The organism is Variovorax humicola, from assembly GCF_037889915.1.
GTDB classification, from domain to species: domain Bacteria; phylum Pseudomonadota; class Gammaproteobacteria; order Burkholderiales; family Burkholderiaceae_C; genus Variovorax; species Variovorax humicola.
Window position 1 is genome coordinate 141864 of the sequence record NZ_JBBKZV010000012.1, and the last position, 24714, is coordinate 166577.

Here is a 24714-nt window from a genome sequence, read left to right on the forward strand (position 1 = left end):
CTTCGGGGGTGGTCCATTTCCCCCGCGGAACCGGCTTCGCCGGGCCGCTGGGTGCGCCCCCTGGAGGGGGAGGCGCCGCAGGCGCTTCGGGGGTGGTCCATTTCCCCCGCGGAACCGGCTTTGTCGGGCCGCTGGGTGCGCCCCCGGAGGGGGAGGCGCCGCAGGCGCATCGGGGGTGTTTCAACCCACGGCTTCAGCCGAGCAGGTTGCGCAGCGAAGCCTCGACCGCCGCCGCGGTGGCGATCGGTTTTTCCATCGGGAACAGGTGCGTGCCGTCCAGCATCATGATGCGACCGCGCGTGACCTGTTCGGTCATCAGCATGCCGGCTGCCTTCATCTCGCGCGACTGGCGCCCGCCGATGAAAGCGACCGGGCATTTGATGGGATGACGCCGCAGCAGAGCGCTGAGATTGTGCGGGATGGTGTCGTAGATCGCGGTCTCGACGTCGCGGTCAAAACTCAATGTGAGCGCGTCGTCCGATTCCAGCGTGCCGTGGTCGATGTAGTCGTGCAGCACCTGCTCGTCCCACTTCGCAAACGCCTTCTTGCTACGGAAATGCTCGAACACCTCGTCGCGGTGCGCCCATGTGTTCCTGCGCTTGCGGCTCACCGTGCTGGGCGACATCTGCTTCATGAATGGCGAGAGTTTCACCAGGCTGAGCGTGTCGGCGCGCCAGCCGCCGATCAGCGGTGAGTCCAGCAGCACCACGCCCCTTGCCAGCGCCGGGTTCTCGGCGGCGCACATCAGGCTCAGGAATCCTCCGAGCGAATGGCCGACCAGGAACACGGGGCCACCTGCCTTGTCGACCTTCGCCTTGGCGAAATCGGCCAGTTGCTGCACCAGGTGCGGCCAGTTGTCGGTAACGGGGTACTTCGGGTCGTGCCCGAACTTTTCTATGGCCTCGACTTCGAAGCCGCGGTTGCGCAGGCTGTCGAGCACGACGCGATAGGTGCTCGCCGGAAAGCTGTTGCCGTGCGAGAAGATGATGGGTGGCACTGGTTTAGATCAGCTTTTCTTCGGGGGTCGAGATCTTGCGCAACGGGCTGTGGCGCGCTGCGGGCATCTTCAGCGGATGCTCCGATGCGGAGCCGTCCCACACCGGATCCTCGATGCTGTCGAACACCTCGCGCAGCTTTTGGCCCCAGCTGTTGTGCATCATGCGGTAGTAGGGGTTGTCGGCATCGATGCAGATCACGCGATCGGTCTGCAGCTTGTTGGCCTCGTAGACGACCAGGTCCAGCGGCAGGCCGACCGAGAGGTTCGACTTCATCGTGGAGTCCATCGACACCAGCGCGCACTTGGCGGCTTCGTCGAGCGGCGTCTCGGGCGTGAGCACGCGGTCGAGCACGGGCTTGCCGTACTTCGATTCGCCGACCTGGAAGTAGGGCGTCTCGGTCGTGGCTTCGATGAAGTTGCCGGCCGCGTAGACCAGGAACAGGCGCATGCCTTCGCCCTTGATCTGCCCACCGAAGATGAACGACACGTTGAAGTCGAGCCCCGCATGCTTCAGCGCCTCGGCATCGCGGTGGTACACGTGGCGCACCGCCGAGCCGAGCACGCGCGCGGCATCGAACATGCTTTTCGCGTTCCAGATCGTGATCGGCTCCTTGCCTTCGGCCTCCTGCAGTTCCTCGATCTGCAGGATCTCGCGCACCGATTGCGAGATGCTGAGGTTGCCCGCGGAAAGCAGCACCATGAAGCGATCGCCCGGCTGCTCGTAGCAGATCATCTTGCGGAAGGTGCTGATGTGGTCGACGCCCGCGTTGGTGCGCGAGTCGGACAGGAACACCAGGCCGGCGTTGAGTTTGATGCCTACGCAATATGTCATGAGCAGTCCCTGTGCATGAAACGGGCCTGTTCGGCCGGCCGTGGCTTCATGCGTTCAGTCTTTTGAGTGAGTAGAGGGCTTCGAGCGCCTCCCTGGGGCTCATTGCGTCGGGGTCGAGCGCAGCCAGCGCGGATTCTACGGCGCTGATCGCCGGCGCCTCAACCGCCGGCGGCGGGGCGAACAGGTCGACCTGGGCGCGCGTCTGCGTCTGCTGCGCCTCCAATGCCTCCAGTGCCTGCCGGGCATGGTTGACCACCGCGGCTGGCATGCCTGCCAGCCGCGCGACCTGGATGCCGTAGCTCTTGCTGGCCGGGCCGGGCTGCATCTCGTGCAGGAAGACGATGTCGCGGCCCGACTCGGTGGCGCTCACGTGCATGTTCACGGCCGCGTGGTGCGTGGCCGGGAATTCGGTCAGTTCGAAGTAGTGCGTGGCGAACAACGTGAAGGCCTTGGTGCGGTCATGCAGTTGCGCCGCGATGCCGGCCGCGAGCGCGAGGCCGTCGAAGGTGCTGGTGCCGCGGCCGATCTCGTCCATCAGCACGAGCGATTGCGCGCTGGCGCCATGCAGGATCTGCGCGGCCTCGGTCATCTCGAGCATGAAGGTCGACTGCGCGTTCGCAAGGTCGTCGGCCGCGCCGATGCGCGTGTGGATCGCGTCGATCGGGCCGAGCCGGCAGGCCGTGGCCGGCACGTGGCTGCCGATCGAAGCCAGCAGCACGATGATCGCCACCTGCCGCATGTAGGTCGACTTGCCGCCCATGTTCGGCCCCGTGATGACCTGCATGCGTTGCTGCGGGCCCATTTTCGTGTCGTTGGCGATGAAGTTGCCGGCGGATTTTTCCGCGAGTCTCGCTTCGACCACGGGGTGGCGCCCGCCCGTGATTTCGATGCAGGGATGGGCCACGAAGGAAGGCGCGCGCCAGTTGAGCGTGTGGGCTCGCTCGGCCAGAGTGCAGAGGGCATCGAGCGTGGCCAGTGCGCTGGCCAGCCGGGTGAGCGCCGGTACGTGGGCCTGCAGTTCGTCGAGCAACTGCTCGTAGAGGAACTTCTCGCGAGCCAGCGCGCGGTCCTGTGCCGACAGTGCCTTGTCCTCGAAGGCCTTGAGCTCGGGGGTAATGAAGCGCTCGGCGTTCTTCAGCGTCTGTCGGCGGCGGTAGTTGTCGGGCACCTTGGCCAGCATGCTTTGCGTGACCTCGATGTAGAAGCCGTGCACACGGTTGAACTGCACGCGCAGGTTGCTGATGCCGGTGCGCTCGCGTTCTTCCACTTCGAGTTTCAGCAGGAAGTCGTCGCAGTTGTCGCTGATGGCGCGCAGTTCATCGAGATCGGCATCGTGGCCGGTGGCGATCACGCCGCCGTCGCGCACCAGCGCCGACGGGTCGGGCTTGATCGCGCTGACCAGCGCCTCGGCGCAGCCGGGCGGTGCCGCGAAGTCGCTGCAGATGCGGGCCAGCAATGACGCGAAAGCCGGCAGCCCGGGCGCGAGTTGCCCGGTCTTGGCGAGCGCCAGCCGCAGCGCGACCAACTCGCGTGGCCGCACCTGCCGCAGCGCGATGCGCGCTGCAATGCGTTCGACGTCGCTGGTGTGCTTGAGCTGCTCGCGCAGCGTGCGCCATGGCAATGCGGTGCTTCCCGCAGGCGTGGCTTGCAATGCGGCAATCGCCTCGAGCCGTGCCTGGGCCTCGCTGCGATCGCGACGCGGCGCCAGCAGCCAGCGCTTAAGCAGGCGGCTGCCCATGCCGGTCATGCAGGTGTCGAGCAGCGAGAACATCGTGGGCGAATCCTCGCCGCGCAGCGTCTGCACCAGTTCCAGGTTGCGGCGCGTGGTGGGCGGCAGTTCGATCAGTTCGCCGTCGCGTTCGACCACGAGCCGCTGCAGGTGCGTCAGGGCGCGGCCTTGCGTGTGTTCCGCGTAGCCGAGCAGGGCGGAAGCCGCGGCATGCGCGTTGGCCAGCCCTTCGGCATTCCAGGCCGCGAGACTGGCGCTGGCGAGTTGCTCGCTGAGCTTGCGCTCACCGAGCGCGCCGTCGAATTGCCAGGCCGGACGGATCGACAGCGTGAACGGCGACGTGGCGCCGCGCGCCGCCTTCAGGCGGTTTTCGAAAGCTGGCGTGACCTCCGCGCTGTAGAGCACTTCGCTCGGCGCGATGCGCCCGATCCAGGCTTCGAGCGCGTCGGACGGGCATTCGGCCAGGTGCAGGTCAGCGCCTGTCACGCTGAGCCAGGCGAGCCCGACGAAATTGCGCGCGCCGGCATGCACGGACAGCAGGAGGGATTCGCTGCGGTCGTTGAGCAACTCGGAATCGGTCAGCGTGCCCGGCGTGACGACGCGCATCACCTTGCGTTCGACCGGCCCCTTGCTCGCGCCGACCTCGCCGACCTGTTCGCAGATCGCGACCGATTCGCCGAGCTTGATGAGCCGGCCCAGATAGGTGTCGACCGCGTGGAAGGGCACGCCGCACATCACCACCGGCTGCCCGGCCGATTGGCCGCGCTGCGTCAGCGTGATGTCGAGCAGCCGCGCGGCCTTCTCGGCGTCGCCCCAGAACAGCTCGTAGAAGTCGCCCATCCGGTAGAAGAGCAGCGTGTCCGGATGGTCGGCCTTGAGGCGCAGGTATTGCGCCATCATGGGGGTGTGCTGCGAAAAATCGGCGCTCACAACTCGTTGATCCATCACGCCTTTTTCCTGCAACTCATTGAAAACAAAAGAGAATTTCCCAAAAACTCAGCCCGCCCTCATGCTGGGTTGCACTTGCCTCCGATGGGCCGCGCTTGCCGACCGAGCGTAGATTTTTGCGGAATTATCAGAAGCTACGCTGCTTGCGACCGCAGGAATTCAATCACCTACGCCACAAGCTGCGCCTGCTGAAATTCGAATGCGCCGAAGCGAAGGCCTACAGCCAGGGGAGCACATTATGGTGGACGGATGCCCGGGCTTGCCCCTGGTCGCCACGGCTTCCAGGCGAACCTGGACGTGCCGATGCAAGTCCAGGTCGACGGCCGAGTGCCGCAGATTGCTCTGGGCCAGTGGCCAAGAACGCTTGGGCTGCCGAATGTCTCGCCGGCTTCAGGCCGATCGGGTCCAGGGCAGTGTGCGAGGTACGAAAGCCGAGTCCCTCGCAGCAGGCTACCGCTCGACCCTGGCCTGAGAGTGGTCAGGCCGACCCGGTGCCGTAGCGGGCATACACGTCGGGGCGCCGGTCCGTCGACAGGCCGACGAAGCTGCGGTAGCGGATCACGTCGTCGAGGTTCAGCTGTGCCTGGATGACTTCTTCGTCTTCGGAGCGCGACTCCGCCAGCACCTTGCCGTTGGGTGCCACGATCAGGCTTCGGCCCATGAAGACACTGTTTCCTTGCCGCCCCGCACGATTGCAACTGAGAAAAAACACCCCGTTCTCGATGGCCCGCGTGTAGGCCCGGTGGGTAAAGATCTGCTCGTCTTCCGGCGGGGCGTTGTCCGGCCGGAACGAGGCCCAGACGTTGGTGACGATGTCGGCGCCTTGCAGCATCAGGGCCCGCGTCAGCTCCGGGAAGCGGATGTCGTAGCAGACCTGCATGCCGATCCGGCCGCAGGGCGTGTCCTGCACCGAGATGGTGTCGCCGGCGATGAAGTACAGCTTCTCCAGATGCCAGCGATGGATCTTGTGGTACACGCCCAGCACCCCCTGCGGGCCGACCAGCATCGAGGCGTTGTACATCGCCCCGGCGAGTACCGGATGGCGCAAGGCCAGCCCGGCCACGATATGCACGCCGTGGGCGCTGGCAACGTCGCACAGCATCTGTGTGAAGGGGCCGCCGTCCGGTTCCGCCGCCTGGTAGAGGCGAAACGCATAGTCGTCCGCGCTGCCCGCTTCCGCGCTGAAAGGCGCGCCCGGCACGAGTGGCTCGATGTAGCCGGTGTTGCACAGTTCGGGAAAAACGATGAACTGCGACCCCGCCAACGCCTGCTCCGTGGCGGCCCGCTGCATGCGCTCGAGGTTCAAGCCGGGCCGTAGCACCCTGGCATCGAACTGCACCAGGCTGACCTTGATATTGCGCCCGGGCGCACCGGCATCACTGTTCATGGAGTGCTCCTGCGAAGGACTGCGAGTTGAGCGGAAACGTTCGCCGGGTGTCGAGCCGGCGGTAGGGCAGCAGGCTGAGGTCGGCGGCGCCGTAGTCGGGCGTATCGACGATCAGGATCTCGCGGGCCAGCGGTTCGTAGAAGGCACGGAAGTGGGTTTTCGAGCGCAGGACGATGACGTCGAAGTCTTCCGGCCGCAGGCCGAAGATGGTGAAGGCGTCACCGTCCACGGCGAACGCGAATGCGCTCACGACGCTGACCGTGATGCCGTCGATGTCCAGCAGCGCCGTCATCCCGAGGTCGACCGGCATGCCGTGCATGTAGGCGCCCGACACCCGGTAGCTGATTGGGCCCGCCCACAGCACACGCGCGCAAACCTCCAGCACGGGGCCGGCCTTGTCCGAACTGTGCGCGCCCAGCCGAAGCGCCACGCTGTTGCCGCAGCCGGCCTCGAAAGCCCGGCGCGCGGCCGCGGCGTCCCACAGGAACGGAACGGCGGCGCGTGGCACGCGGCGCCGGAGCAGTTCTGCCAGCAGGTAGGTCGAATCGTTCATGCGGTCGGCGTGCTCGAGCAGAACGAAGGGGCGCTCGTCGCGTTCGCCAGTGGCCAGCCTTTCGCATACACGGTCCACGGCCTCGGTCACGCTGTGCACCTGCAGCGGTCGGTAAAGAGCTTGCCGCTCATCCCATAGCCGCGAGGACAGGCGATCCGCCAGTTCCTGCGCGCGGGCTGGTTCGCCGTCGGTGACGCATAGCACCGAGAAGCCGGTGTTGTGCGCATCCGCATAGGAGAAGCCGGCCATCAGCGAGATGTCCGTGTAGCCGTCGCTCTCGCGCTCGGCGCGATGGCCCTCTTCGATGATGTCGGCGAGCGGATGCAACGCCGTGGCGCTGAAGATCGAAGGCACCACGATCCCGGGCTTGGCGATTGCCCATACGGGCGAAATCTCGCGGCGCAGCGTGCGCACAATGCACTGCGCGGCACGACGGCCGGTCTCGCCAGTGTCGGTGTGCGGCGACTTGCGGTAGGCGAAAGCGGCCGTTGCGCCTGCGAGCGTGCGTGCGTCGAGGTTGCCGTGGTAGTCGAAGGCGACTATCAATGGCTTGTCGGGCCCGAGGGCCACGCGCACGCGATCGATGATGTAGCGCTCCGCATCGGGGTAGGAGGGCGCCCAGCAGGCGCCATGCAGGAACAGCAGCACGCCGTCCAGCCCTGGCGCATCGGACGATACGCCCGCCACGATTTCGTCGGCATAGCGAATGACCGCGTCGTCCGTCGCGGGCCCGACTGCGCCGAGGGCGGTGTGGACGAGCGGCTTCATTGCAATGCTTTCCTGTGCGCAGACCTCGATGAAGCCGCCCATCACGGTGTTGGTGCCGTGCAGTGCTTCCAAGATGCGCTCGCCGCGCAAGGCGACCTGCTCGAAGTCGTCGTAACCGGAGGCCACAGGCAGGAAACTGACCGATTCGATGTGAAAGCCGGCGATGGCGACGCGAAAGTCCTTGACCATGGTCGATCCCGGTTTACCGCGGCTCGAAAGTCGTGGCGACATGCCGGGCCATCAGGTGCTTCGGAATGGCGAAGATGAGTGCGCCGGCGGCGAAGAGTGCGATGGCCAGCAGGGACAGGCCCGCCGTCGTGCTGCCGGTGACTTGGTTCAGGAGGCCCAGCACGGCCGGACCGATGAAGCCCGCGCTGGCGGCGCCGATGTTCACCAGCCCCGCGCCGCCCGCTGCGGCGGTGCCGGCCAGGATGCGCGAGGGCAGGCTCCAGAACATCGCCAACGTGCACTGGATGCCCGCGACCCCGACGGCCAGGCACACGACGGCTAGCACGGGCATGCCCCGAGTCATCACGCCGGCCAGCAGCGCCACGCCGCCGATGAGCACCGGCAGGGCGGTGTGCCACAGCCGTTCGCCGGTCTTCACCGAGTGGAAGGAGTTGGCCAGCATGGCGCCGGCCGCGACCAGGTAGGGCACGGCCGTCACCAGGCCGATCTGGAAATTCGTCAGTCCGCCGAGCGCCTTGATCATGCTGGGCATCCAGAACACAAGGCCGTAGTTGCCGATGTTGTAGAGGAAGGAGGTGACGAACAGGATCCACAGCGTGGGTTCGCGCAGTGCCGGCCACAGGCTGGTTTGCTTGTCCTTCGACTCCGCGGCGAGTTCCAGCCGCACGGCGCTCTTTTCGGTTTCGGTCAGCCATGTCGCATCTTCGATGCGCTCGACGACCGCCTTGACCAGATAGAGCCCCAGCAGCACGGCCGGCACGCCTTCGAGCAGGAACATCCATTGCCATCCCTTGAGGCCGTAGCCGCCGTGCGTGGCGTCGATGATCCAGCCCGACAGCGGTCCACCCAGGATGACGCCCAGCGGCAGCGCCAGGAACAGCAGCGACATCACCTTGCTCAGCCGGAACGACGGAAACCAGACGCTGAAATATGCGATCACGGCTGGAAAGAAACTTGCCTCGGTGACTCCCAGCAGGAACCGAAACGCGTAGAAGGAGATCGGGTCGTGCGTGGCCAGTGTCGCGACCGAAACGATGCCCCAGCTGATCATCGATCCCGCAAGGCACCACCGAACGCCAAGCCGCTGGACCAGGTAGCCGGCCGGCACCTGCAGCAGCAGGTAGCCGATAAAGAACAGGCCGGCGCCGAAGCCGTAGGCGGCCTCGCTCAACTGCAGGTCATTGACCATCTCCAGCTTGGCGAAGCCGACGTTCACCCGGTCCAGGTAGCCGAAGAAATAGCAGATCAGGATGAGCGGAACAATGCGCAGCGTGATCTTGCGGTAGGCGGCACTCATCACCTCCGTCGTGGGCGTAGCGGGGGCCGTGGAGGTGCTTTTGACGGGTCGTTCTTCGGCGATCGTGTACATGATGAGTTCCGGGCTGTAGGGGCGGTGCCGGGGATCGTAGGAACGGCCATCGCTGCGGTCCAATGCGGGTTCACTTGTGATTGATGAGGCCACCGCATGAAAGTCGAAAACGCCGAGCTGGAAGCCTTCGTGGCAACGGCAGAACTGTTGAGCTTTCAACGTGCCGCCGACAAGCTGCACCTCACGCAGCCCGGCCTGTCGCGCCGCATCCAGAAGCTGGAGCAGACGATGGGCGTCGAACTGTTTCACCGCACGACGCGCTCGGTCAGCCTCACAGGAGTCGGGCGTCACTTCCTGCCGATGGCACGTCAGCAGATAGCGAACCTGAGCGAGATGCTCGACTCCATCAAGGAGGTTGCCGACAAGCGCTTCGGAAAGATCCGCGTGGCGAGCATCCCAACGGTCGTGCACCAGCTTTTTCCGGCGCTGCTGCTCGAATACTCCGCATCGCACCCGAACATCGGCGTGCAGATCTTCGATGGCAACCACGACTTCGTGGCGCGGCAGGTCCAGACCGGCGTAGCCGAGTTCGGCATCGGGATGGACCCGGGCGCCGACGGCGACCTGTCCTTCGAACCCCTGGTCACCGAGCGCTACGTGCTGGCGGTGCCTGTCTCGCATCCGCTGGCGTCGCGCAGCGAGGTGAGTCTGCAGGACCTGCAATCGACGCGCTTGATCATCGGCGGGCGCGACAGCGGCAATCGCCTGCTGCTGGAGGTGTTGCTCGGAAGCTCGGCGATGAGCCTGCGCTGGTTCTACGAAGTCGAGCACGTGTCGTGCGTGATGGCATTGGTCGAAGCGGGGGTGGGTTGCGCCATCGTTCCTGCGCTGTCGCTGGCTCAGCGCCACGGTACGAACATCCGTGCCGTGGGTATTGCAGGGCGCGAGATCACGCGCACCGTAGGCGTGATGCGCCACCGTTCGCTGACCCTGTCGCCCCTGGCGGGCGAATTTCTAGATCGGTTGGTCGGACGCTTTCGCGGCAGTTGAACGACGGGCGCAGTCGATGCCGGCCGGCTATTCGATCCTCGGATCGGCGATGAAGCGCTCGCGGCGCTCCGGCTCGAGGCGACTCCGCTGCAAAAGCGTCTTTCGTCAATGTCCTCGCCTGGGTACCCTCTCCAGATACGCCCCCGATTCATGCAGGTGTGCTTCTGCGCTCTCGATGCGCTTGACCACCGACTGGCCAGCCCGGCTGGCCAGTAGCTCCAACAGCGACTCGGTGAGCGCCATGCCCGAGGTAATCGAGGGAAAGAAGGAGGGGCTATGAACGCTGAACAGCAGCGTTTCATCGGCAATGAGCGACAGCGGTGAAGCAGCACTGTCGGTCAGCGCTACCACCTTGCAGCCCGCCTTCCTGGCCGCCTCCGCCACCTGCAGTGCCTCGCGCGAGTAGGGCGCGAAGCTCATCACGACCAGCGCATCGCCCTTGGCCATGGCACGCTGCTGCATCTCCAGCGAGCCACCCTGGCCGTCGAGCAGATGAACGCTATTGCGGAACAACCGGTAGACATACACGAATGAAAATGCGATTGGAAAGCACGCGCGGAACCCGGCCGCATGCACTGCATTCGCCTTTTCCAGCAGTGAGGCGACCCTGCCAAGTCCGCGGGAACTATGGCGCTCCGTCGTTTCCAGGTTGGCATGGTGCACCTGGAAGATCTCATCGGCGAGAGTCCTGTCGCTCGCACGGCGAAGCAGCGATCGTGCCCGCTCGCCATAGGCCTCCGGGCCCAGGCCCATCTCCTGTGTCATGGCCTGCTTGAACTGCGGCCAGCCTTCATAGCCGAGGTGCTGGGCGAATCGCACCAAGGTCGATGGAGGCACGCTTGCGCGCATGCCCACGGTGCGCATCGAACTCGTCACTACCTCGTTCGGGTGCTCCAGGACGTGCTTGGCGATTTGTTGCAAGGCCGGGCTGAGCGTCGCAAAGCGTTGTCGTAGCTCATCTTTCACGGACATTGGTGCGCACCCCTTCGGAACAAATGTTCCGCAAGGATAACGTCCTGCGTGAAAAACCTTGACGGAACAAATGTTCCAGAAAATAATTCATGAAGCACATTAGTTCCAAAGGCGCCCATCCATGACCCGTGTATTCCATCGGCACCTTCGCTCGACACCGCCGGTTGCCGTGTCCGCCGCCGGCATGCGGATCTACGATGCCGCAGGGCGGAGCTATCTCGACGCATCGGGGGGCGCAGCGGTGTCGTCGCTGGGCCACGGCCACCCTGACGTGATCGCGGCAATGCACGCGCAGATCGATCGTCTGCCCTACGCACACACCAGCTTCTTCACGTCCGAGACAGCGGAGCGACTGGCCGACGAGCTGATCCGCACTGCACCCGAGGGCATGAGCCACGTCTACCTGGTGAGTGGCGGCTCGGAGGCTGTGGAGTCCGCTCTGAAGATGGCGCGCCAATACTTTGTCGAGATCGGTCAGCCGCAGCGGACGCACTTCATCGCGCGACGCCAGAGCTACCACGGCAACACGCTCGGTGCGCTGGCGGTCGGAGGCAACGAATGGAGGCGTGCGCCGTTCGCGCCGATCCTGGTGGCGGCCACCCACCTGGCACCCTGTTACCCATATCGCGAGCAGCGCGCCGATGAGACGCCGGAGCAATACGGTCTGCGCCTGGCTGCCGAGCTGGACGCGGCCATCGTCGCCCAGGGTGCCGACAGCGTGATCGCCTTCGTGGCCGAAACCGTTGGCGGCGCTACCGCAGGCGTGCTGACGCCCGTCCCAGGCTACTTCAAGGCCGTGCGCGAGGTCTGCGACAAGCACGGGGTGCTGCTGATCCTCGACGAAGTCATGTGCGGCATGGGCCGCACCGGGACGCTCTATGCAAGCGAGCAGGAGGACGTGGTGCCAGATCTCGTGACCATCGCCAAGGGCTTGGGCGGCGGTTATCAGCCGATCGGCGCCGTGCTGGCACAGAGAAAGATCGTTGATGCGATGTCCAAGGGCAGCGGCTTCTTCCAGCACGGCCATACCTATCTCGGCCATCCGGTTGCCTGTGCGGCGGCCCTCGCGGTGCAGAACGTCATCCACCGCGACGGACTCCTCGAAAAGGTGCGCGCTGATGGCAGAGCGCTGGGCGCGATGTTGCGCGTGGCGCTCGGCGGCCATCCGAATGTGGGCGACATACGCGGTCGCGGCTTCTTCTGGGGGATTGAACTGGTAGCCGACCGTGCCAGCAAACGTCCATTTGCGCCGGCGCTGAAGGTCAACGCCACGATCAAGAAAGACGCGATGGCGCGCGGTCTCCTGTGCTACCCCTTCGGCGGCACGGTCGACGGCGTCCACGGCGACCACGTCCTATTGGCACCGCCATTCATTGCCAGTCGCGAAGACCTGCAGGAAATCACCCGTCTCCTGACTGCATCGATCGATGCGGTCACCCAGGCCGCAAGCGTCGCCCTCTGATACGCCTTTCCCGCAGTCCGCACACTTCGGCGCTTCTCGTTCCCAATCCAGGTGTTGCCCGTGACCCGTATCGCACTCATCCACGCGCTGAATCATTCGGTGGAGCCTATCAACCAGGCATTTGCGCGAGACTGGCCTCAAGCGGTTCGCATGAATCTCCTGGACGACAGCCTTTCTGCCGATCTTGCGCGAGATGGCGAGGGTTTGAACGAGACGATGCACCAGCGCTTCATGACGCTCGCTTGCTATGCCTTGGCGACAGGTGCCCAGGGCATCCTGTTTACCTGCTCGGCCTTCGGGCCCTGCATCGAGGCTGTGGCGACACGCTTTCCGGGCATTCCGGTGCTCAAGCCGAACGAGGCGATGATCGCCGAGGCCCTTCGGACACCGGGCCGGCTCGGGCTCATCGCAACCTTCGCTCCGACACTGGCCTCGATGCCGCCGGAGTTCGGGACTGGGGTGCAACTCGTGCCGGCGCTGGCCGAAGGTGCGCTCGAGGCACTGAACGGGGGAGACGCCGCGCGCCACGATGCGCTGATCGCGGCCGAGGCGCAGCGTCTTGTCCGCAAGGGCTGCACCCGACTCGCGCTCGCCCAGTTCAGCATGGCGCGCGCACGTGAAGCCTGCGAGCAGGCGTCAGGCTTGCCCGTGCTGACCACCGTCGACAGCGCGGTCAGCGAACTGCGTCGTCGGCTGGGCTGAGGCAGCTTTCCTGTCCTTTTCGAGGCCGCGCCCGGCCCTGTGCCGAGAGCGGTCATCGGCATTTCCAGACCCGATTCACACAAGGCCACTGCGGGCAACCCGGGCTTGCGGCGGACGCCCCACATGGCAGTCCGCCGTGGCGTGCAATTATTAGTAAGCATATTTATAATAGATGTGCTTATGAAAAGAGATTTCACCCAGCGCTTCGGTTTCCTGGTGAATGACGTGGCCAAGCTTCACGGGGAGGCGTTCGACCGCCTCGCGCGCGAGCGCATCGGCCTTTCGCGGGCGCAATGCCGGTTGCTCGGCGTGCTGGCGATGAACGACGAAGACGGCACCTTGTCGCAAACCGAGCTGGCGCAGCGCCTTGGCCTCAGCGCCATGGCCGTTGCCACGCTGTGCGATCGCATGGCCGCGGCCGGCTGGATTCGCCGCGTGCCCAGCACGACGGACCGCCGGATCAATCTGATCCACCTGGAGCCCAGTGCGAGCAAGGCACTCGACGGCGCGCTGACTCTCAGCGACAGCCTGCAGGCGAAGACCCTCAGCGTGCTCGAACCGGCCGAGCGCGCCCAGTTGCTCTTGCTGCTCGGCAAGGTGCGCAGCGGGCTCATGAGCGCGGCATCGGAGACGGAGGGCAAGCCTTGAGCGCCGCACCGGGCGTGGCCGTCCCAATGAACCACCCCAACATTCCCCATCGCGGCATGATCACCATCTCGATCATGCTGGCGACCATCATGCAGGCCCTCGACACCACGATCGCCAACGTCGCGCTGCCGCACATGCAGGGCAGCCTGCAGGCCTCGCAGGACCAGATCACCTGGGTGCTGACCTCCTACATCGTGGCTGCGGCCATCGCGCTGCCGCTCACCGGCTGGCTCTGTGGCCACTGGGGCAGGCGCCGGGTTTTCATCATCTCGGTGGTGGGTTTCACGGTCGCCTCGGCGTTGTGCGGCATGGCCACTTCGCTGATCGGCATCGTCGCGGCGCGCCTGCTGCAGGGCATCTTCGGCGCGGCGCTGGTGCCGCTGTCGCAGGCGGTTCTGCTCGACATCAATCCGCGCGAGAAGGTCGGCCAGGCCATGGCGATCTGGGGTGCGGGCATCATGGTGGGCCCCATCCTCGGCCCGCTGCTGGGCGGCTGGCTCACCGAGAACTTCGACTGGCGCTGGGTGTTCTTCATCAATCTGCCGGTTGGCGCGTTCGCGCTCTGGGGCATTGCCCGCTACCTGCCCGAGGCCCGGCCGAAGGGCCAGAAGCTCGATGTCTTCGGCTTCGTCACGCTCTCGCTCGCGATCGGCATGCTGCAGATGTTCCTCGACCGTGGCGAGCAGCTCGACTGGTTCGATTCATGGGAGATCAAGCTCGAAGCCGCCGCCGCGCTGGTGGCGTTCGGCTTCTTCGTGGTGCACACCTGGACGGTGCGCGGCGTGTCGTTCCTTGACCGCGACTTGCTGAAGGACCGCAACTTCGTCACCGGCCTGCTGTTCGCGTTCATCGTCGGCATGATCCTGTTCGCGACGATGGCACTGCTGCCCAACTTCCTGCAAGGCTTGATGGGCTATCCGGTGGTCTACACGGGGCAGGTCACGGCGCCGCGCGGCATCGGCACCATGATCGCGATGATCCTGGTCGGCCGGCTGGTGCAGAGGTTCGACGTGCGCGCCATCATGGCCGTGGGCTTCAGCCTCACCGCGTTCTCGCTCTGGCAGATGACGCGCCTGACGCTGCAGATGGACAGCACGCTGATCGTGGTGTCCGGCTTCATCCAGGGCCTGGGCATCGGCTTCACCTTCGTGCCGCTGTCCACCGCCACCTTTGCCACGCTGGCGCCGCGCCTGCGCAACCAGGGTACGCCGGTGTTCAGCCTGCTGCGCAACATCGGCAGCAGCGTGGGCATCTCGATCGTGCAGGCGATGTTGACCGAAGGCTCCAGCAAGGCGCATGCGCAACTCGCGTCCACGGTCTCCCTCGGCAACCTGGGCCTGCCCAGCCTGCCGCCGGTGATGAGCCCCGACACGACCGGCGGCCTGGCGATCCTCAATGCCGAAGTCACCCGCCAAGGCGCCCTGATCGGCTACCTGAACGACTTCGGCATCATGATGGCCGTCACCCTGGCGGCGATTCCGCTGCTATTGGTGATCCGCAGCCCCAAGCGCACGCCAACCACCGGCGCACCCGTCGAAGTGCCCCACTAAGTCGTGGAACACCGCGGAACCGGCTTTGCCGGGCCGCTGGTGTTGCCCCCGGTAGGGGGGTGGGAGGAGCGCACGAAGTGCGCGCAGCCTGGGGGCAAGCTCAATGAGCCAGCCCGCGTCGACGCCGCGCCACGCGAACGGCTTCGACCCACGTATCCAGATTGAAGCGCTGCCCTGTCTCCGCGCTGCGCGCCGCCAGTACCTGGTGCAGGAAGATCTTGCGCACGTCGCCGGGCGTGTCGGTGTGCCCGACGATCAGCTTCTTCTGCAGGTCGAGCTGCTCCACTTGCAGCACGTTCTGCACCTTCTTGCCGTCGACGTCCAGGTAGCGAATCTGCATTCGCGGCGTTTCGTCGACCATGGCATGTTCGCCGGAACCCTGGATGAACCACTCCGGCAGCGTGTCGGGATCGCCGCCGCTCGAGGTGCCGCTGCGCAGGCCGCCGCGCGTGGTCGGGATTTCGAGCGGGACGTGGCCGGAACGCACCCGCGCGGCTTCGATGCGCCGCGCCGCCTCGCTCCTGACGGCTTTCACGTGCCAGCCGTAATACACGAAGGCAATCGCGATCAAGGCAACGCCCATCCAGGCGATCAACTGCCATCTGTCATCGAGGAACACGTTCATTTTGAACTCCGCGACTAGTTCTTTAGTATTCAGGAATCACGAATCTTGTGTGTCCGTCGCTTGAGCGTCAATGTGACAAATGGCCAGATCCAATTGGCAAATTGCGGGGGGAGCGATGTAAGTTCAGCGCTGCGGCATCTCCAGCGTCGAGTGGCCCAGGATGACCGCGCAGTCGGCCGGCACTGGGGCGTTGTGCCGTTCCAGCCCGGCCGGAACCTTGTGCCTGGAGGCCGGGCCCCTGGCGCGCCAAGGGCTGCTGGCTAATCCGTTCGATGTAGTCCGCTATGCGCCGACGGGGATGCGATCAGTCGGTTGGCCGGTTGGCCGGTTGTCCGGCCGGCTTGCCGGTGCCTATCGATGACTCTCCGTTGACTCCCTGTGGACTTGCCACTCATGTCAAGCCCACCGGTCCTGTTATTCGTCGTACGAATCGTGCGTGGCCGAGCTGCCGCGGCGCCAGTAGCCCGACGCGCGGATCCACTTCGGATTGGCGCGGCACTCGTTCACGAGGTGCGCGCGCACTGCCTTGGCCGCGGCCGATTCGCAGCCGACCCAGCCATGGAAGTAGCCGCTTGGCAAGCGCGCGGTGCGCAGCGCGGTCAGCAGCGGCGGCTCGGTCGCGTTCGCATCGGCGTCGTCGCGGTGCACCCAGACCAGATCGACGGCGGCCTGGCTGTCCAGCGCGATGCGGTCGGCCGGACCGTCGACTTCCACCAGCACCAGCGCACGCGCGCCGGCGGGCAGCTCGGCCAGCCGACGGGAGATCGCCGGCAACGCCGTGTCGTCGCCCACGAGCAGGTGCCAGTCGAAATTCGTCGGCACGAGGAATGAGCCGCGCGGGCCGCCGACGCCGATCTGCTGGCCGGGTTGAGCCTGTTCGGCCCAGCGCGTGGCGGGGCCGGCTTCATGCAACGCAAAGTCGATTTCGAGCGTGCGCGCGGCGGCATCGAAGCGGCGTGGCGTGTAGTCGCGCAGGATCACCTTGGGGCCGGGTGGCCATTCCGGCTTGCCTTCGGCGCTGAGCGTCGGCATTGCGAGCACGCCGGTCGTTTCATCCGGGAAGACGAGCTTCACGTGGTCGTCGAAACCCGAACTCGTGAAGCCTTCCAGTGCATCGCCATTGAGCGTCACGCGAACGAGGTGCGGCGTCACGCGTTCGACGGTCCGCACTTCGAGCTTGCGAAAGCGCAGGGGGTGCCGCACGCGTTGCGGGGTGCGGTCGGGCAGGGTGACGGCGAGGGGGTCGAGGGTAGAGGAGGTGGTCATCAAATCTGTTCCAGTTGTTGGGCCGCGGCATCGAGCACCGCGGCGAAGGCGCTGGCTTGCGCAGGTGTGAGCGGTTCGCGCGACAGACGCATGCGCATGGCGAGCTTGAGGTTTTCGACGGCGCGCGTGACTTGGGGCGGGCGACCGCCGCGCGGGCCGGCGCCATCGACGCCGCCGTTCATGCGGGCCAGCATCGCGTCGGCGGTGACGCGGTTTTCGGCCAGGAAGTCTTGGCCGGCCGGGGTGATGGTGTATCGCTTGCGGCCGCCGGCATCGGCCTCGTCGACGGTGAGGTAGCCGAGTTCCTCGAGCAGGGTGAGGGTGGGGTAGACCGTGCCGGGGCTGGGGCTGTAGCTGCCGCCGAGGCGCTCTTCGATCGCCTTGATCAGTTCGTAGCCGTGGCTGGGTTTGTCGGCGATGAGTTGCAGCAGCACGAAGCGCAGCCCGCCATGGCCGAACACGCGGCCGCCTCCTCGCACGCCATGGCGCATGCCGTCGCCATGGTCCCGGCCGCCACGTCCGCTGGCGCCAGGTCCGCTGGCGCCAGGTCCGTCGTCGTGATCGCCGCCGCGACGCATGTAGTGCCCAAATCTTCTGGAATCGCGCATCGAGCGCTCCTATCTTGCTATATCTGAAAGCGTAAAGATATATCTAAATAGGATCGAAGTCAATGACATCAAGGCCTGCCGACTTGCCGGCAGGGTTTTCTTTCAGATAGAGAGCAGAGCCAAAGTGGCGGGGTCGCCGACGCCGCCGAAGTACTTGCGCAGACACTCCGTGAAGATGCCCTTGTCGGGTGCGGCCTGCGCGAAGAGCGTCATCGACGACCTGAACTTCATGTCGTCGGGTGACCCGAAGATTTCGTGGATCGACGCGTCCGGCACCTGCAGCACCAGCGCGCTCCAGGCTTCAAGTCGCGGACCGAGCACCGGATGGCGCAGGTACGCACGCGCCTCGTTCAGCGACGCGATGGCGTAGCGCCGGGCCATCGCGCTATGGCCAAGGCCGTCGAGTTGCGGAAAGACGAACCACATCCAGTGACTGCGCTTGCGGCCCGCGCGCAGTTCCTCAGTCACCGTCTTGATCACCGGTGCCTGCGCATCGACGAAGCGCTGGAGGTCGACCGGCGCGTCCATTCTCGTCAGCGATTGCGATAGTTGGAAACGGCGGCGTCCATGGTGCCGAATACCTCGACGCCGCTGTGGCCGGACGACGTGCCGGCGCCTTCGTTGCCAGGGTTCGCGCCACGCGGTGCAGCGCCGCAAGCGGCCAGCAGGCAGGCGACGACGACGAGGATGGAGAAGCGCGGAAATCTCAAATCAAACTCCTTCAGCGACCGTCTTGGCCATCGGGTCTTCGATTCGTACCCTGGCCAAATGTTCAGGGAATTCGCGCCGCATGAAGGTCGGCACCTTCGCAAATGCGGCAACGTTGGTGGAAAAGCCAGCCCTGCGGTCGCCAATGCGCATTCATGCAGCCTCGTGCGGGGTGCTGGCGGAAACGGAAGCAGCCGCAGCCGCAGCCGCAGCCGCCGAGGAAGGTTGCAGGATATGCGCAGCGTCGTCGCGGATCTGTGCGGCGATACCGGTTGCCAGGTCAAGACGTCTCAGCAGCCACGGGCTGACGTCGTTGTCGAATGGATCGGGCAGCGGAATCGAGCCGCCGAGCGCCGTGGCCGGCGATTGGTCGGGCAACGGCGAGGGTGCGGTCGGCGCGGAGCCGATCAGCCCTTCGATGCGCTCTGCAGTGCGCACCAGCGGCCCTTCGATGTCCGCGGGCGTGAGCCGGTCGCGGCGCAGCAGCAGCATCGACTTGATGGCGCTCAACTGCGCGAGCAACTGGTAGCTGTGCGCCTGCAGGTATTCGAGCAGCTCGAGCGGCGGGCGCACTGCGCGCGGCTCGGCGAGCGAACGCTCCGTGGCCTGCACCAGTGCCGACAGACTGTCGAAGGCCTCCCGACGCGCGAGGCGCCATTCCAGCTCCAGGCTCCTGTCGACGTCATGAAACTGGCCGAGGCCGAGCGCCAGCCGTGCATGCAGCGCCTGCGCGGCCAGCGTGCGGCGTACCAACCCGGGAATCTGCCCGCGCTCCCATGACGGCAGCACATAGCAAAACGCCCAGGCCACACCGACGCCGATGAGCGTGTCGCCGATGCGCTCGCCCAGCGCGAAGGTCGGGCCCATGCCCGCGTTCAGGATGTGCGCCTGCACCAGGCCGAGCACGGTCCCGGCGACCGAAGTGACGAGGTATTTGCGCACGGCGAATGCATGCGCCACCGCCTGCGGCAGGGTCACGGCCAGCAGCAGCGCCAGGGGGCCTGGATGCATGGCGAGCAGTGCCACGGCCAGCACGCACCCCAGCAGCGTGCCGGCCACGCGCGCGTTGCGGCGCTCCAGCGTTTGCGAGAGGCTGCCGCGAAGCACCACCACGATGGTCAGCAGGATCCAGTAGTCGTGCGAGCCCCACGGCATGAACACTGCGATGCCATAGCCGGCCGCAATCGCCAGCGCCGCGCGGATGGCGTGGCGCAGCGGCGGCGCATCCCAGTGCCAGAGCGAGAGAAATGGCCGCCATGACCATGCAGTCGGACTCACGAACACGCGCCAGTTGGCGCGCACGACGGCCAGGTCGGGCTCGAGCTCGTGGCGAGCGAGCTGGTTCAGGCGCAACACCTCGTCGTTGATGTGGCCGATGCGGTTGGCCAGGCCGCGCGCCAGCAACGCCGGCGAGGGGCCGTGGTAGGTCTGCAAATGGCCGCTGTCCTCGGGTATGCGGATCATCGACAACTGCGGCCGGCGGTCGGCCACGGCCGCCGGCAGGCGGAACATCAGCAGCGCATCGGCCAGCGCGGTGACTTCGTCGGCCAGTTCCTCGAGTACGCAGCGCATCTCGGTCAATGCGGGTGCATGTTCGGGCAGCGTGGTAAGAGCGTCGAGGTCGAGTTCGCTGGCCAGCAACTGGTCACGCATTTCGAGCACGACCACCAGCATGCCCGCCAGCCGCTGGCGATACGGTGTGCGAGGCGATTCGAGCACGATGTCGCGGGCGCTCTGGATCTGGTCGGCCAGCGCGGCGGTCTGGCGCAGCAATTGCCCGAGCAGCGGCGCGGGCAGGTCGCGCACATCGCCGGTTTCGTCGACGGCCTTGAACTGGCTGGCCTCGGTGCGCATCAGCGCGGCCACCGAATACAGCACGTCGGCAATCATCTGTGCGCGGTAGCGGCCGTTGAGAGCGAGATTGGCGAGCGTGGCCCAGATCACATACAGCCCTGCGCCAAGCCCGAAGTGCCAGGTGCGCCCGAGCGCCTCGTCCAGCCCTGTGGGCGGCGGCGTGGCCATCGAGAAAATCATCGCGAACATCAGCGCGATCGCGATCGGGATGCCGCGCTTGCCCCACGCCATGGCGCAGAACACGAGGAAGGTGGCGGGAATCAGCAGCATGCCCAGCCGTATCGGCATGGTGTGCAACATCTGCACCGCAAAGAACAACGGCAGCGACAGCAGCGGCGCCGGCAGCATCTGAAGCAACTTGCCGCGGCGCGGACTCGGCTGGTCGGGCGGCGTGGTGACGATGACGCCGACCGAAGCCGCGGCGCCGGCAATGGCGCCCAGCCACAGATGCACCGCGCCGGAGATCAGGAACAGCCCGAGCGCGACGGACAGGCCATTCGCGATGTAGTAGCTAAGCGCGATCCGCAGCGCTGCGCGGGTCCGGCGCGCCGCGGCGGCGCGAGGCGCCACCAATTGCATCACTCGGCTGCGGGATCGACCGGTGCGGCGACGGGCGTGCGTGCGCGCGTCAGCTTGCGGGGAGCGGGTGCGGCGGCGGGCGCTGCGGCGTCGGTCTCGGCGCTGGTGTCGCCCTGCTGCAGATCGACCGTGGAGCGCGCGTAGAGGTCTTTGGTCGTGTCGATGGCGCGGATGCGTTCGCTGGCGCGCAGCTTGTCGTCGACGCCGGCGAACTTCGAATACTTGGTCAGCAGTGGCACCAGTTGGCCGTAGATGCGCGGGTTGCCCGCGAGGCATTCGCGCTGTTCGAGGAAATCGGGCTCGCCGGTGAAGTTGCCGATCAGGCCACCCGCCTCGGTCACCAGCAACGAGCCGGCGGCAATGTCCCACGGATTCAATCCGGTCTCGAAGAAGGCGTCGCTGAATCCGGCGGCCACATAGGCCAGGTCGAGCGCGGCGGAGCCGGGGCGGCGCAGGCCCGCGGCGCGGGGCATCAGGTCGGCCATGATGGCCAGGTACTGCTTGAAGTTGTCGCCGGTGCGGAACGGGAAGCCGGTAGAGATCAGGCACTCGTTCATGCGGGTGCGCTTGCTCACGCGGATACGCCGGTCGTTCATGAAGGCGCCGCGGCCCTTGGTGGCGGTGAACAGGTCGTTGCGGCTCGGGTCGTAGATGACGGCCTGTTCGATCTTGCCCTTGACGGACAGCGCGATCGACACGCAATACACCGGAAAGCCATGGATGAAGTTGGTGGTGCCGTCGAGCGGATCGATGATCCAGACGAATTCGGAATCCTTGGCGCCATGCTCGGTGCCCGATTCCTCGGCCAGGATGCCGTGGCCAGGGTAGGCCGTGAGAAGGGTTTCGATGATCGCGCGCTCGCTGGCGTGGTCCACCTCGGTCACGAAGTCGTTCACCTGCTTCTGCGAGACGCGCACGGCCTCGACGTCGAGCGCGGCGCGGTTGATGATGGCGCCCGCGGCGCGTGCGGCCTTGATGGCCACATTGATCATTGGGTGCAGATTGGGTGAAGACATTGGATTGTGAGAAAGAACGCAGGCCAGCCAGGCCGGAGGATACGGCCCGGCGATGCGGGCGGCGACAATCCTGCGATTTTACCCGGCCCTTCGTTTTCACCCATGCGCACCCGCTTCATCCTGATCCAGACCAGCCATGCCGGCAACGTCGGCGCCGCCGCGCGCGCGATGAAGACGATGGGTTTCGGCGACCTGGTCCTGGTCGCGCCGCGCTGGGCCAATGTGCTGCGGCGCGAGGAGACGATCCAGCGGGCCAGCGGCGCGCTCGACGTGCTGGCCAACGCCCGCATCGTCGAGACGCTCGACGAGGCGCTCGACGGCATCACGCACATGTGCGCCACGGCAATGATCCCGCGCGACTTCGGGCCGCCGACGCGAACGCCGCGTGCGCACCTGGAAGCGTTGGCAAAGGGCGGTGAACAGCATGTGGCCTTCCTGTTCGGCTCGGAGCGGTTCGGCATGCGCAACGAGGACGTGTACCGCTGCAACGTGGCGCTGAGCATTCCGGCCGATCCCGCGTTCGGCTCGTTGAACCTGGGCGCGGCGATCCAGTTGATTGCATACGAATGGCGGGTCGCCCTGGGCGGATTCGAAGTCCGCGACGCGACCCCGGCGCACGTTCCAGCCGACGCGCAAGCCGTGGCCGGCATGTTGGCGCACTGGGAGCGATCGCTGGTGCAGATCGGGTTTCTGGACCCGGCCGCGCCGAAGAAGCTGATGCCCCGGCTGCAGCAGTTGTTCAACCGCGCGCAGCCGACGCAGGAAGAAATCCACATCCTGCGCGGCATTGCCAAGGCGATGGTCGACCCGCGCCGGCCGCAGCCGGAAGGGGAATCCACAGAGCCCGTAGGTGATGACAGCGGGCTATAGACTGCGTTTCCCCTATCGATATCACTCAAAGATGTTTGCCAGACTGCGTTCCGACATCCAGTGCATCCTCGAGCGCGACCCGGCCGCCCATTCGGCATGGGAAGTGTTGACGCTTTATCCCGGCCTGCATGCCGTTGTCATGCACCGCCCGGCGCACTGGTGTTGGAACCATGGCCTTCATTGGCTGGGTGCGTTCATTGCGCATGTCGCGCGCTGGCTGACGGGCATCGAGATCCACCCGGCCGCGAAGATCGGCGAGCGCGTGTTCTTCGACCATGCGATGGGCGTGGTGGTGGGCGAGACCGCCGAGATCGGCGACGGCTGCACCATCTACCAGGGCGTCACCCTAGGCGGCACGTCGCTTTACAAGGGCACGAAGCGTCATCCGACGTTGGGCCGCGACGTGGTCGTTGGTGCGGGTGCGAAGGTGCTCGGCGGCTTCACGGTGGGCGACGGTGCGCGCATCGGGTCCAACGCGGTGGTCACGCGGCCCGTGCCTGCGGGCGCGACCGCCGTTGGCATACCGGCACGAATCATCCCGGGCGGCGACTCCAAGGGTGCCACCGATGGGGCGTTCTCGGCCTACGGCGTGACGCAAAGCGACGACCCGCTGAGCCAGGCCATGCGCAGCCTGATCGACAACGCCGCGGGGCAGGAGCATCAGATTGCGCTGATCTGGCAGGCGATCGAGACGCTGTCCGCACAGCGCGGGCAGAAAGCGGATTGCGTGCCTTCGGATGCCGCGCGGGACGAATGCTTCGAGGCTGAGAAGTTGACGCAGCTCGTCGGGAAGTAAGTCGCAAGGACCTTACTTCGCGCGGATTGCCGCCTTCGGCCGGAACGCCTTGCAGACGTCGGCGTCCGTCTCGAAGTACGGGCCGCCGATCAGGTCGATGCAATAGGGCACGGCCGAGAAAATGCCCGACACGATTTGCTTGCCTTCGCCGTCCTTCAACCCCTCGAGCGTTTCCGCGATCGACTTGGGTTGACCAGGCAGGTTGAGGATCAGGCACTTGTCGCGGATCACCGCTACCTGTCGCGACAGGATGGCGGTCGGCACGAAGTGCAGGCTGATCTGCCGCATCTGCTCACCGAAGCCCGGCATTTCCTTGTGGGCGACGGCCAGCGTGGCCTCGGGTGTGACGTCGCGCAAGGCGGGACCGGTGCCGCCTGTGGTCAGCACCAGCGAGCAGCCTGCGTCGACCAGTTCGATCAACGCGGTACTGATGGCCATCTGCTCGTCGGGAATCAGGCGGGGTTCGAACGTGATCGGGTTCAGCAGCGCGCGCGTCAGCCATTCCTTCAGTGCCGGCAGCCCCTTGTCTTCATAGACACCGCCCGACGCGCGGTCGCTGACCGAGACGATGCCGATGCGCACGGCGTCAAAGGTCTCGTCGGTCATGCGTCGTCCTCGCGCTCCGATTCGCTGGCCTCGGCCGAATGGTCCGCGTCGCCGTGGATGGCCAGTTGCTCGCGCACGATCTGGAACACGTCGCGGTAGGCCTTGCCCTGGCGCGGCGCTTCGCCGGGCGGGCCGGCCTTGATGTCCTTGCGGGCCTGCCGCACCAGCGCGCGCAACTGTTGCGCGTCGGTGGCGGGATGGGTTTCGATCCAGCCGCCGAGGGCGTCGTCATCGGCGATCAGGCGGTCGCGCCAGCGTTCGGCTTCATGCAGCATGGCAGTCTCCTCGGCAGGGGCCCGGTGTTGTTCGGCGAGCGCGGCGCGCACGGCATCGAGCGTTTCGGAGTCGAGGCCGCGCATCAGCTTGCCGATGAATTGCATCTGGCGGCGCTTGCCCTCGAAGTTGGTGATTCGCTTGGCCTCGCGAATGGCGTCGACCAGTTTTTCGCCGAGCGGCAAAGGGTCGAACAGGCCGGCGCGCAGGGTCAGCAGGTCTTCGCCGAGCTTCTGCAGTTCGGCACTTTCCCGTTTGAGATCGGTCTTGCTGGCTTCGTCGCTGCCCTTGAGCTCTCGCTTGAGTTCAAGGTCGAGTTCGCTGCCTTCGGCAATGAACTGGCCGCGGACGAAATAGCCTTTTTTGGGTTTGCGTGACATGTGCAGACGTGGAGATAAGGAGGGCCGCGTCATCCGA

24 protein-coding genes are annotated in these 24714 nt (G+C 66.0%); 7 read left to right on the forward strand and 17 right to left on the reverse strand.

What is annotated here, in order from left to right:
• Positions 1 to 193: 193 nt before the first annotated feature.
• From WKW80_RS19815 to WKW80_RS19840, 6 genes are all read right to left on the reverse strand, one after another.
• The gene (locus tag WKW80_RS19815; RefSeq protein WP_340365287.1) at positions 194 to 997 is read right to left on the reverse strand and encodes an alpha/beta fold hydrolase; all 804 of its coding nucleotides are present in this window, start codon (positions 995 to 997) and stop codon (positions 194 to 196) included.
• A 4-nt stretch (positions 998 to 1001) separates the two neighbouring features.
• Positions 1002 to 1829 (reverse strand): proteasome-type protease, encoded by an 828-nt coding sequence (locus WKW80_RS19820; protein ID WP_340365288.1) that lies wholly within the window; start codon positions 1827 to 1829, stop codon positions 1002 to 1004.
• Positions 1830 to 1875: 46 nt separating this feature from the next.
• Positions 1876 to 4503, reverse strand: a complete 2628-nt coding sequence (gene mutS / locus WKW80_RS19825) for a DNA mismatch repair protein MutS (protein WP_340365289.1) — start codon at positions 4501 to 4503, stop codon at positions 1876 to 1878.
• Between the two features lie 481 nt (positions 4504 to 4984).
• A complete protein-coding gene (locus WKW80_RS19830) occupies positions 4985 to 5893 on the reverse strand; it encodes a carbon-nitrogen hydrolase family protein (RefSeq protein ID WP_340365290.1) in 909 nt (302 codons plus the stop codon).
• Positions 5883 to 7403, reverse strand: a complete 1521-nt coding sequence (locus WKW80_RS19835; protein WP_340365291.1) for a M81 family metallopeptidase — start codon at positions 7401 to 7403, stop codon at positions 5883 to 5885. Before WKW80_RS19835 ends, WKW80_RS19830 begins: the two co-directional genes overlap by 11 nt.
• 13 nt (positions 7404 to 7416) lie before the next feature.
• A complete protein-coding gene (locus tag WKW80_RS19840; protein ID WP_340365324.1) occupies positions 7417 to 8700 on the reverse strand; it encodes an MFS transporter in 1284 nt (427 codons plus the stop codon).
• 168 nt (positions 8701 to 8868) lie between these two features.
• Between WKW80_RS19840 and WKW80_RS19845 the strand changes: the two genes are divergently transcribed.
• The gene (locus WKW80_RS19845) at positions 8869 to 9762 is read left to right on the forward strand and encodes a LysR family transcriptional regulator (RefSeq protein WP_340365292.1); all 894 of its coding nucleotides are present in this window, start codon (positions 8869 to 8871) and stop codon (positions 9760 to 9762) included.
• Between the two features lie 105 nt (positions 9763 to 9867).
• Here the strand turns inward: WKW80_RS19845 and WKW80_RS19850 are convergent, their stop codons facing one another.
• Complete coding sequence (locus WKW80_RS19850; RefSeq protein WP_340365293.1) at positions 9868 to 10734, reverse strand: MurR/RpiR family transcriptional regulator; 867 nt, start codon at positions 10732 to 10734, stop codon at positions 9868 to 9870.
• A 121-nt stretch (positions 10735 to 10855) separates the two neighbouring features.
• Here WKW80_RS19850 and WKW80_RS19855 point away from each other — a divergent pair, with 121 nt between their 5' ends.
• The 4 genes from WKW80_RS19855 (at position 10856) to WKW80_RS19870 (ending at position 15096) form a co-directional block, all read left to right on the forward strand.
• Positions 10856 to 12196: an aspartate aminotransferase family protein gene (locus WKW80_RS19855; RefSeq protein ID WP_340365294.1), complete on the forward strand. Its 1341-nt coding sequence runs from the start codon at positions 10856 to 10858 to the stop codon at positions 12194 to 12196.
• A gap of 60 nt (positions 12197 to 12256) precedes the next feature.
• Positions 12257 to 12898 (forward strand): aspartate/glutamate racemase family protein, encoded by a 642-nt coding sequence (locus WKW80_RS19860; RefSeq protein WP_340365295.1) that lies wholly within the window; start codon positions 12257 to 12259, stop codon positions 12896 to 12898.
• Positions 12899 to 13078: 180 nt separating this feature from the next.
• Positions 13079 to 13546 (forward strand): MarR family winged helix-turn-helix transcriptional regulator, encoded by a 468-nt coding sequence (locus WKW80_RS19865; protein ID WP_340365296.1) that lies wholly within the window; start codon positions 13079 to 13081, stop codon positions 13544 to 13546.
• A gap of 26 nt (positions 13547 to 13572) precedes the next feature.
• The gene (locus tag WKW80_RS19870) at positions 13573 to 15096 is read left to right on the forward strand and encodes a DHA2 family efflux MFS transporter permease subunit (RefSeq protein WP_340365325.1); all 1524 of its coding nucleotides are present in this window, start codon (positions 13573 to 13575) and stop codon (positions 15094 to 15096) included.
• Positions 15097 to 15196: 100 nt separating this feature from the next.
• On the opposite strand, the gene WKW80_RS19875 is transcribed toward WKW80_RS19870, so the two are convergent.
• The 8 genes from WKW80_RS19875 to WKW80_RS19910 all read right to left on the reverse strand — a co-directional run bounded on the left by WKW80_RS19875 (position 15197) and on the right by WKW80_RS19910 (position 21752).
• The gene (locus WKW80_RS19875) at positions 15197 to 15721 is read right to left on the reverse strand and encodes a hypothetical protein (protein WP_340365297.1); all 525 of its coding nucleotides are present in this window, start codon (positions 15719 to 15721) and stop codon (positions 15197 to 15199) included.
• A gap of 414 nt (positions 15722 to 16135) precedes the next feature.
• Complete coding sequence (locus tag WKW80_RS19880; RefSeq protein WP_340365298.1) at positions 16136 to 16987, reverse strand: siderophore-interacting protein; 852 nt, start codon at positions 16985 to 16987, stop codon at positions 16136 to 16138.
• Positions 16987 to 17595, reverse strand: a complete 609-nt coding sequence (locus WKW80_RS19885; RefSeq protein WP_340365299.1) for a PadR family transcriptional regulator — start codon at positions 17593 to 17595, stop codon at positions 16987 to 16989. The genes WKW80_RS19880 and WKW80_RS19885 overlap by 1 nt, the downstream gene beginning before the upstream one ends.
• Positions 17596 to 17697: 102 nt before the next feature.
• The gene (locus tag WKW80_RS19890; RefSeq protein ID WP_340365300.1) at positions 17698 to 18123 is read right to left on the reverse strand and encodes a DUF1810 domain-containing protein; all 426 of its coding nucleotides are present in this window, start codon (positions 18121 to 18123) and stop codon (positions 17698 to 17700) included.
• A gap of 5 nt (positions 18124 to 18128) precedes the next feature.
• Positions 18129 to 18305, reverse strand: a complete 177-nt coding sequence (locus WKW80_RS19895) for a hypothetical protein (protein ID WP_340365301.1) — start codon at positions 18303 to 18305, stop codon at positions 18129 to 18131.
• 1 nt (position 18306) lies between these two features.
• A complete protein-coding gene (locus WKW80_RS19900; RefSeq protein ID WP_340365302.1) occupies positions 18307 to 18456 on the reverse strand; it encodes a hypothetical protein in 150 nt (49 codons plus the stop codon).
• Entirely contained in the window at positions 18457 to 20736 is a 2280-nt protein-coding gene (locus WKW80_RS19905) for an FUSC family protein (RefSeq protein ID WP_340365303.1), read from the reverse strand.
• On the reverse strand, positions 20736 to 21752 hold the full coding sequence (locus WKW80_RS19910; protein WP_340365304.1) for an inositol monophosphatase family protein: 1017 nt from the start codon (positions 21750 to 21752) through the stop codon (positions 20736 to 20738). The genes WKW80_RS19905 and WKW80_RS19910 overlap by 1 nt, the downstream gene beginning before the upstream one ends.
• A gap of 102 nt (positions 21753 to 21854) precedes the next feature.
• Between WKW80_RS19910 and WKW80_RS19915 the strand changes: the two genes are divergently transcribed.
• Together WKW80_RS19915 and cysE are read left to right on the forward strand one after the other, a co-directional pair.
• Complete coding sequence (locus WKW80_RS19915) at positions 21855 to 22622, forward strand: RNA methyltransferase (RefSeq protein WP_340365305.1); 768 nt, start codon at positions 21855 to 21857, stop codon at positions 22620 to 22622.
• Between the two features lie 31 nt (positions 22623 to 22653).
• Entirely contained in the window at positions 22654 to 23418 is a 765-nt protein-coding gene (gene cysE / locus WKW80_RS19920; protein WP_340365306.1) for a serine O-acetyltransferase, read from the forward strand.
• Positions 23419 to 23430: 12 nt separating this feature from the next.
• Here the strand turns inward: cysE and mog are convergent, their stop codons facing one another.
• Together mog and yjgA are read right to left on the reverse strand one after the other, a co-directional pair.
• Entirely contained in the window at positions 23431 to 24024 is a 594-nt protein-coding gene (gene mog / locus WKW80_RS19925) for a molybdopterin adenylyltransferase (protein ID WP_340365307.1), read from the reverse strand.
• On the reverse strand, positions 24021 to 24677 hold the full coding sequence (yjgA, locus tag WKW80_RS19930; protein WP_340365308.1) for a ribosome biogenesis factor YjgA: 657 nt from the start codon (positions 24675 to 24677) through the stop codon (positions 24021 to 24023). Before yjgA ends, mog begins: the two co-directional genes overlap by 4 nt.
• Between the last annotated feature and the right edge of the window lie 37 nt (positions 24678 to 24714).

Excerpts from the sequence above, each read along its gene's own strand:
- WKW80_RS19820 (WP_340365288.1), bottom strand. The coding sequence starts at position 1,829 with ATGACATATTGCGTAGGCATCAAACTCAACGCCGGCCTGGTGTTCCTG.
- mutS (WP_340365289.1), bottom strand. The coding sequence starts at position 4,503 with ATGGATCAACGAGTTGTGAGCGCCGATTTTTCGCAGCACACCCCCATG.
- WKW80_RS19830 (WP_340365290.1), bottom strand. The coding sequence starts at position 5,893 with ATGAACAGTGATGCCGGTGCGCCCGGGCGCAATATCAAGGTCAGCCTG.
- WKW80_RS19835 (WP_340365291.1), bottom strand. The coding sequence starts at position 7,403 with ATGGTCAAGGACTTTCGCGTCGCCATCGCCGGCTTTCACATCGAATCG.
- WKW80_RS19840 (WP_340365324.1), bottom strand. The coding sequence starts at position 8,700 with ATGAGTGCCGCCTACCGCAAGATCACGCTGCGCATTGTTCCGCTCATC.
- WKW80_RS19845 (WP_340365292.1), top strand. The coding sequence starts at position 8,869 with ATGAAAGTCGAAAACGCCGAGCTGGAAGCCTTCGTGGCAACGGCAGAA.
- WKW80_RS19850 (WP_340365293.1), bottom strand. The coding sequence starts at position 10,734 with ATGTCCGTGAAAGATGAGCTACGACAACGCTTTGCGACGCTCAGCCCG.
- WKW80_RS19855 (WP_340365294.1), top strand. The coding sequence starts at position 10,856 with ATGACCCGTGTATTCCATCGGCACCTTCGCTCGACACCGCCGGTTGCC.
- WKW80_RS19865 (WP_340365296.1), top strand. The coding sequence starts at position 13,079 with ATGAAAAGAGATTTCACCCAGCGCTTCGGTTTCCTGGTGAATGACGTG.
- WKW80_RS19870 (WP_340365325.1), top strand. The coding sequence starts at position 13,573 with ATGAACCACCCCAACATTCCCCATCGCGGCATGATCACCATCTCGATC.
- WKW80_RS19875 (WP_340365297.1), bottom strand. The coding sequence starts at position 15,721 with ATGAACGTGTTCCTCGATGACAGATGGCAGTTGATCGCCTGGATGGGC.
- WKW80_RS19880 (WP_340365298.1), bottom strand. The coding sequence starts at position 16,987 with ATGACCACCTCCTCTACCCTCGACCCCCTCGCCGTCACCCTGCCCGAC.
- WKW80_RS19885 (WP_340365299.1), bottom strand. The coding sequence starts at position 17,595 with ATGCGCGATTCCAGAAGATTTGGGCACTACATGCGTCGCGGCGGCGAT.
- WKW80_RS19890 (WP_340365300.1), bottom strand. The coding sequence starts at position 18,123 with ATGGACGCGCCGGTCGACCTCCAGCGCTTCGTCGATGCGCAGGCACCG.
- WKW80_RS19900 (WP_340365302.1), bottom strand. The coding sequence starts at position 18,456 with ATGCGCATTGGCGACCGCAGGGCTGGCTTTTCCACCAACGTTGCCGCA.
- WKW80_RS19905 (WP_340365303.1), bottom strand. The coding sequence starts at position 20,736 with ATGCAATTGGTGGCGCCTCGCGCCGCCGCGGCGCGCCGGACCCGCGCA.
- WKW80_RS19910 (WP_340365304.1), bottom strand. The coding sequence starts at position 21,752 with ATGTCTTCACCCAATCTGCACCCAATGATCAATGTGGCCATCAAGGCC.
- WKW80_RS19915 (WP_340365305.1), top strand. The coding sequence starts at position 21,855 with ATGCGCACCCGCTTCATCCTGATCCAGACCAGCCATGCCGGCAACGTC.
- cysE (WP_340365306.1), top strand. The coding sequence starts at position 22,654 with ATGTTTGCCAGACTGCGTTCCGACATCCAGTGCATCCTCGAGCGCGAC.
- mog (WP_340365307.1), bottom strand. The coding sequence starts at position 24,024 with ATGACCGACGAGACCTTTGACGCCGTGCGCATCGGCATCGTCTCGGTC.
- yjgA (WP_340365308.1), bottom strand. The coding sequence starts at position 24,677 with ATGTCACGCAAACCCAAAAAAGGCTATTTCGTCCGCGGCCAGTTCATT.